This is a genomic window from Holdemanella sp. (assembly GCF_056804935.1).
Window position 1 is genome coordinate 1 of record NZ_DBMEXE010000067.1, and the last position, 7,486, is coordinate 7,486.

Genomic DNA, 7,486 nt, shown 5'->3' on the forward strand with positions numbered 1-7,486 from the left:
TGAACATCGTACTCATAAATCAAGCATAATTGAAGTTCACTTTACATTTTGTCTGACTTTCTATTTCATATTTAATGCGAAGCTTTACATTAAATATGATATTCAATCGATTTATCACTTGACACCACATACTTATATCCAGAATATTCACCTACAGTGCATGGCTCATACATTTTTGATTCATCCTTACAAACCTTGTTGTGAGAAATACTGGCAGCCTCTGCTGAATCCCAGCCATCCGTTCCAATTGAGAAATGAATGGTAAACGTACGATCTTTCGCATACAATGAATAACCAAGAACATTCGATTCTTCCATATAGCTATATCTAGAAATTTCTCTAGCAGGCGTATGGAAAGAAGTCAAATCTTTAGGTAAAGTAACTCTTACCTTTTTATTCGCATAACTAATAATCGTACTATCCTTTTCTTTTTCTTCTTCAGCTGCCTTAGCCTTTTCTTCTTCCTTCTTCTCTTCTTTTACCTTTTCTTCTTTTTCTTCAGCCGCCTTAGTCTCTTCTATTTTCTTTTCTTCTACCTTTTCTTCTGGCTCATTTGATGAACAAGCCACTAAACTAAGTCCCATACCCAAAGCCAAGAAGATAGTTAATAACCTATTCCTTTTCACTCTTATCACCTACTCTTCCATACAAATTTCAACAACGATATTATCCAATACAGCAAGTGTTACCTCATCCAAATCATTGGCTTTTTCTTGTTCTACATAAATTTGTAAGACAACATTATCTTCACCAACCGGATAATCGATCAACATCTTAGAATAGGTTTTATCAGACGAATCATATACTGTTGTTTTCTTGTAACCCGAATACTTACCAATCGTAAATTCCTTATATTGATCTGCTTCATCTTCAAAACCTGCATTCAAGACATCCGCCGTTTCCTTGGCCGCCTTACGATAATCGCAATCAATTGAAATTCGCGTGATATACGTACGATCATCCGAATGTAAATCATATTTAAGGATACGACCACCCTCTAGCTTACCCGATATGTTTAAGCCTTCTTGTTTCGGTGTATAAACCGACAATAAATCTGGCATCGTCATCTTAATGAAATAGCCATTCATTTGTGCGACTCCAGTCATTTCGCCAATCTTTACCTTCTCTTCTTTTTTCACTTGTGAAGGCCTTGGTTCTTCTGGCTTTTTTGCACAAGAAACTAGACTTAAGCCTATACCTAGCGCAAGCAAGATCTTAGCTAGCTTATGATTCATAGGCTTACTCACATTTCTTCTTTTCAACTTTTACATTATCCAAAATTGCAGTAATAATAGCTTCTGTATCCGAATCATCCGCTTCCGCTTTTAGCTTTTCAACAACAACCTTAATTGTTCCTTTAAAACCATCTCGATCCAAATTGAAATACATATTGTACGTTACATAATCATCATAAGAATAATCCGAAATCTTATTTACACCTGTATAATTTCCAACCTGATAAGGCTTATAAAGCTTACTCTCATCTTCCTCACCTTTATTGAAGGTTTCAGCCACTTCATCCGCTGTCGCATCTGCATTTGCTTCAACTGTCGCAATCTTTTTCGTATCGGCTTCTTTATTTTCAAAGCTATAGCGAATAAAAGAATCATTCACAATCTCTCCGGTAACCTTTACACCATCTGCTGGCGTATAAATCGTTGTGAAATCTTGAGGCATTGTGATGATGATCTCATACTTCTTGTTGTAGTTTTTGCTCACCACAAAATCCGTTGTTTTCTCTTCTTTCTTTTCCTCTTTCTTTTCTTCCTTTTTAGCTTCAACAACCTTTGTATCTTCCTTTTTAGGCTCTGGATCATTCGATGAACAAGCAGCTAAACTCAAGCCCATTCCGATTACTAATAAACTCTTCACAAAGTTTGTGTTCATGACTACTTAACCTCAACTTTCATATTGCCCAAAATAGCTTTCATCGCTACTTCCATATCCGCTGTATCCGTATCATTGAATTGTTCAACCGTTACAGACATCACTACAGCAGAACCATCCACACTTGCAAAATCCAACAACAAGTTATCTTTACATTTGAAGCTAGGATTTTCACTTGTAGTCACTTTTCTAAAGCCACTGAATTCACCCACCGTGCTAGGCTTATATTGTTCCGATTCATCATCCTTAAATCCTTCATTAATACGATTCGCATAGGCTTCTGCACTCTCAGCACTGATTGGGTTTACATAAATAGCCATTTTAAAATCACCAAATTCATCTTCAAGCGTATATGAGATTTGTTGTTCATTTACTTCTGTTTTAACTTCTAAACCATCTCTACTTGGTGTATAGAATGAAGTAAGCTGTGGAATTGTGACTGTATATGTCTTACTCGAAATTTCTCTTACTAATACAGCATCCGTACTTTCTTCTTTCTTTTCTTCTTTCTTTTCTTCCTTCTTCTCTTCTTTTTTCTCTTCCTTCTTTTCTACAACCTTTGTATCTTCCGGCTTTTCACTTGAACAAGCTGTTAATCCAAAAAACATACTTAGTACTAATGCACTCGCAAACAATTTTTTATTATTCATATTGATACTCCAATTCTAATTTGTCATGATCAAACAAATTTTTGATCTCTAATTTTTCATATAACGGCATTACTTTACAATACGATAAGACTTGTTGATTATAGTCATCATATCCATACACAAATCCGTCTTCTTCCATACCTACACTAAACAATAGGCCAGAATGCGAATTCTCTTGATCCTGCATTGCATACAAACCATTCTCATCGATTTGAAGTGTTACACTCTCATTTGTATACGTACCCTCAAGACTTTTAAACAGCTGATTTTGCAATGCATCAAATAAATCAATCAACTGATCATTTTCTGTCAGTGCCTGCCCACTACGAAGGCTTTTTACTTTATCTAACCCATATAATGGTCCTTGACTACAAACACGCTCAATCGGCAAACCATCCTCAATCGCAATCACTTCCACCAAACCATTTGTCGTTAGCGCAAAACCATAAGTGACACCAGGACCTATTTCATACACATGAACTTGTTTATACTCATTAAAACAACCGTGCACCTTATACGTTTTATCCGTTCCACTATAGTAAAGCGATAGCTTATTATTCTTTAATGTCATAGTCATCTGGTCAAACGTGGAAGAATCTTCTATCTTATAAGACTTCTTGCGACTTGGCCTATACAAAACCATCTTTGTTCCAGAACCAAAATTTGTGGCGACAGGAATCAATACATTCAATTTTCCTTTGTGGTAAAACACATCCAGATTTGAAGGCAACAAACCAATTGTTTGAGCTCTTAATTCCTTTACATTGTCATAATATTCATTGGCATATTCCTGATCAAAAGCCTGTGCAGCCCATACCTTCATATCTTTTTGACTGATTTTATATTTCTTATACAACTTTTTATTCGAAACACGCTTCTTCGTTTTAGAATCAAAATGATACACCTTATACCTAGGATATTCCGTCTCTACTTCTTCCTTAATAACTAAACTCAATAGATTTGAATGTGTATACACATCATAACTAACCTTTGTGTCCGGCAACGTATACCCTTCTTCTTTTGCCTCATCTAAAGAATCTACCAAATCCTTGTATTCATTTTTGATTGTCTGATTCAATTTCTTTGCGCTCTTTGAATCACAATGAATATAAGGTAAGGAAATGTCATACTTACCAACATTTCCCCATGCATCCTTATATTCTTCATGAATATTGTAGAAATCTGAAATATATACCTCTTCATTAGGTTGTGATTTACAACCTGTAAACATTAGATTCAAACTAAGAAACAAGACCGAACAAAGCTTAATCCAAGTCATATCCAGCTAGAGCTTGATCGGCTGCATCTTTAAATTGCGTACGATCTCCAATGATCGTTGCCCCAAACGCATCCACTGTCGCTTTCGCTTTTTCTTCTAAATTTTCTCCATTCTTTTTGGCTTTCGCTAAATCCCACATACTCTTTGTTGCCTTAAATTGAGTTACAGACTTTTTAATGCCACTTCTAAATGAATCATCTAAGCCAAACAATTTATTTAGATAATCTACACATTGATGACATCTTGTTTCATCATCAAATGGAATATAGACATCATTTAAACCTTTTGTATGTACAAAGCCTAAGTGAACACACATTTTATCTTTATCCGAACCACTTGTTCTTGCGGGCATCCTTTCAGTTCTATATAGCTGAAGATTTTCTAAACGATATACACACGCATATGTTTTTGTATTAAACAAACCTCCACGCGCTTCTGTTACCGCAATCAAACCTAGACTTGGTGCGATAAAGATTGGACGAAAAGCCTGCATCTTTTGATTTTTATCTCGTGTTTTTTTCAAAGGTTCCATTAAATCTTGCCAAATCTTTGTACCCACTTCAGTTTGATGAATATGGTCCTTGACATTATCTAAATCAGAATGAACATAGTCGTAATATTTTAATCCCTTTGCACGACAACCCTTTGTACAAATATAATTTCCATCCATTAATTTCTGTGATTGTAAAACATTAATTGTAGCACCACAAATTGCACATGTATTTGCCATATATGATTCCTCCTTTTCTGTGCATTATTATGATTCAAGCGCATCCTTTAATGCGTTTGCCACCTGTAAAGATTCCTGATACTTTTCGTTTGACTGTACCATTACTTCTTTATCCTGCATTTCTGAAATGATCTTGACATCCTCTTTGGTAATCTTCAAAGAAATCATTTTGATGAATGGATGATTCGTTTGAATATTTACCTTGAATTGGTACGTAAATTCGTATCTTGCTGGTTTATAGGAACATGTCTTCCCTTTCTTATTTGTGAAATGAAGTTCTCGCTTATTCTCTTCAATTTCTACCAAAACCTTTTGAATGTCACTTAAGTCAAACACATCTGGATTTTCATCACTAAGCTTTGTTGCCTTTGTCACGACAAACCAGTTGTGCTTTCGATCAACCATTACCTTTGGATACTCACCAAACGTTTCAGCTGCCACAAACGCTTTGACTCTTTGTGCGTTTTCTTCACGATATGTTAGCTGCCCTTTGATCTGTGTTATTGTTGTGTTTTTGTAGTCTGTAAATAATGGTGACATTTTTTTCTTACAGTCATTACAGATCGTACCATCCGCACATTTATAACCTTCCATCAATGCCATCTTCTTTTTACACACATCACATTCCTTTTTAGAAAACAACCCCATTTCATTTCCCTCCTTTCTTCATTTGATTGACTTGTTTACTTGTGCTATATTGTATTTAGAAAGCACTTTCAAAACTTATGTAATCAACTTACATTTTCATTATAGAAAGTATTAGAAAAATTACCCCACCCCAAAACTTAAAAAGGGTGGGAACAGCGGTACATAAAGGGGAAAATCATGAAAAAAGTTATAAAATATTTATTAGTATTTGGTCTAAGCCTATGCAATCTATATGGGTGTTCATCAAAATCTTTACTCGATAAAGATAACCCCGTGACCCTGACAATGTGGCATGTTTATGGAGAACAAGTCAATTCTCCAATGAACCAATTGGTAGCTGAATTTAATGAGACCGAAGGAAAAGAAAAGGGCATTATTATAAATGTAACTAAGGTCACTAACGCAAGTAAAATCGGACAAGAATTAGAAGCAAGTCTAGCCAAAGAACCTGGCGCAGATCCCATGCCTGATCTGTATACAGGACATATTCATAATGCTAGACAAGTAGGATTAGAAAATAGTGTGGTATGGGATGATGTATTCACAAAGAAAGAAATCAACAATTTTGTCGATGAATTTTTAGATGCCGGAATACTCGAAGATAAGCTAGTCGACCTTCCACTATCCAAATCCACAATTGTATTCTTTATGAATGGAACCCAATTTAAAAAATTTTCAAACGATACACAAGTTACACTAAACGACTTTGAAACGTGGGATCAAGTCTTTAAAGTCGCTGAAAAATATTACGAATGGTCAAACGGAAAACCACTTTGTTGTTTTGACTATGTTTTAAACTCTGTTGAATCTTATGCGATCGCATTAGGCTCTAAACATATGTTTAATGAGAATGGCTGGTATAATACGGACAATAAAGAATTTCAAGAAGCCTTTAGAACCTTTCTAGAACCATTGATCAAAGGCCATATTTCTGCTTCAGATTTCTATTCAAGCACACAACTTACAACCGGAGAAACACTCATTGGTGTATCCAGCAGTGCAGCCTATCTCTATTTAAATGACATCGTTACATATCCAGATAATACAACGGAACCATTAAATGCGATTGCCCTGCCTTATCCAAAGGCCGATAAAGACCATGCCCTCATGACACAAGCTGGTGTTGGATTATGTGCCTATAAGACTACAGAACAAAAACAAGAAGCTGCTAGTGTCTTTGCGCATTGGCTTGTAGAACCAAAACGAAACGTGGACTTTGTGATTCAAGGAGGTTACATGCCAGTCACAAAAAAAGCATTTAAAAACTTAAAAAATGAAAAGTTTGAAGATGAAGAAACACAATCTTTATACAATACACTCACCGAAATGAAATCCGACTATACCGTTATTTCTAGAGATGTTACATATGCGGTTTCTAGAAAGGCCTACACCTTCTATGATCAGATTCGAAAAAATCAATCCCAATGGCAGGCAAGATATGAAGCTGGAGAAGACATGGATGTACTTGTACAAGAGGCAATGGACATATTAAAAAGTCTTTCATGAGGTTTTAAATTATGCAGATAAGCTTTAAGAAAAAAGAAAAATCCATGAAACGAAAGCTCTTTGTCTACATGTTTTTCCTTGTCACAGCCATCACTGTCACTCTATTAATGGGACTCTTCCTATTTGGTCGACTTGGAACAACAGAGCAAGACTTTCATAAAAAACTATCCATTCAAAGTGAATACTTCACAAAGAATATGGAATCCTATTGGGATGATCTTGCCTCTATGAATATCGCTCTAGGCGAAACTATGCAAAATACTTTAGAAACAAACCTTGAAAAACAAGGTTTGACATTTAGTCAGCTACAAGATAATCCAAACGCTCTTTATGCATTAGAAAACGATTTAATTCAGCCATTAAGCCAATTTTTAGAACGCGCCAATTGTTCCGGTGCCTATATTCAGTTAGATACAACAATCAACTCAACACTTGAAAATGCAAACAATCAACGTAGTGGTGTCTATCTACAAAAAAACTCTATGTCTGTCTCTAAAGAAGACTTGATTTTATATCGTGGAATTGCCAATATCGGCAAAAAACATAGCATTATGCCCCATCGTAAATGGCGACAAGAATTTGACATTACCTTAGTTCCAGATTATGAAGAGTTAAAAACGGGGGATTTTGATTATTCCCTATCGGATATTATTCAACTCCCCTCTACCGAAGAAAGAATTGCCCTTTTAAGAGTTCCATTGATAGGAAAAGATGGTACTTTCTATGGATTATGTGGTTTTGAAATCAGTCAAAGCTGGTTTAAATTTATACATACACAACCTTCCA

9 protein-coding genes are annotated in these 7,486 nt (G+C 35.5%); 2 read left to right on the forward strand and 7 right to left on the reverse strand.

All coding sequences use genetic code 11. The annotated features are described in order from the left end of the window. Positions 1 to 89: 89 nt before the first annotated feature. From ACZQCL_RS04580 to ACZQCL_RS04610, 7 genes are read right to left on the reverse strand one after another with little or no spacing between them, the layout of a single operon-like run. Positions 90 to 626, reverse strand: coding sequence for a hypothetical protein (locus tag ACZQCL_RS04580; protein WP_482481944.1), 537 nt, complete (start codon positions 624 to 626; stop codon positions 90 to 92). Between the two features lie 9 nt (positions 627 to 635). Next, positions 636 to 1,247, reverse strand: coding sequence for a hypothetical protein (locus ACZQCL_RS04585; protein WP_482481945.1), 612 nt, complete (start codon positions 1,245 to 1,247; stop codon positions 636 to 638). Beyond that, entirely contained in the window at positions 1,240 to 1,887 is a 648-nt protein-coding gene (locus ACZQCL_RS04590) for a hypothetical protein (RefSeq protein WP_482481946.1), read from the reverse strand. Before ACZQCL_RS04590 ends, ACZQCL_RS04585 begins: the two co-directional genes overlap by 8 nt. Positions 1,888 to 1,889: 2 nt before the next feature. Continuing rightward, entirely contained in the window at positions 1,890 to 2,537 is a 648-nt protein-coding gene (locus tag ACZQCL_RS04595) for a hypothetical protein (protein ID WP_482481947.1), read from the reverse strand. Further along, on the reverse strand, positions 2,530 to 3,768 hold the full coding sequence (locus tag ACZQCL_RS04600; RefSeq protein ID WP_482481948.1) for a hypothetical protein: 1,239 nt from the start codon (positions 3,766 to 3,768) through the stop codon (positions 2,530 to 2,532). The genes ACZQCL_RS04595 and ACZQCL_RS04600 overlap by 8 nt, the downstream gene beginning before the upstream one ends. Positions 3,769 to 3,802: 34 nt before the next feature. Further along, entirely contained in the window at positions 3,803 to 4,546 is a 744-nt protein-coding gene (locus tag ACZQCL_RS04605; protein WP_482481949.1) for a hypothetical protein, read from the reverse strand. A 27-nt stretch (positions 4,547 to 4,573) separates the two neighbouring features. Beyond that, entirely contained in the window at positions 4,574 to 5,194 is a 621-nt protein-coding gene (locus ACZQCL_RS04610) for a DUF4428 domain-containing protein (RefSeq protein WP_482481950.1), read from the reverse strand. Between the two features lie 321 nt (positions 5,195 to 5,515). On the opposite strand from ACZQCL_RS04610, the gene ACZQCL_RS04615 reads away from it, so the two are divergent. After that, positions 5,516 to 6,700 (forward strand): extracellular solute-binding protein, encoded by a 1,185-nt coding sequence (locus ACZQCL_RS04615; protein ID WP_482481951.1) that lies wholly within the window; start codon positions 5,516 to 5,518, stop codon positions 6,698 to 6,700. Positions 6,701 to 6,711: 11 nt separating this feature from the next. Further along, the coding region (locus ACZQCL_RS04620; protein WP_482481952.1) for a hypothetical protein at positions 6,712 to 7,486 on the forward strand (775 nt) is incomplete at its 3' end.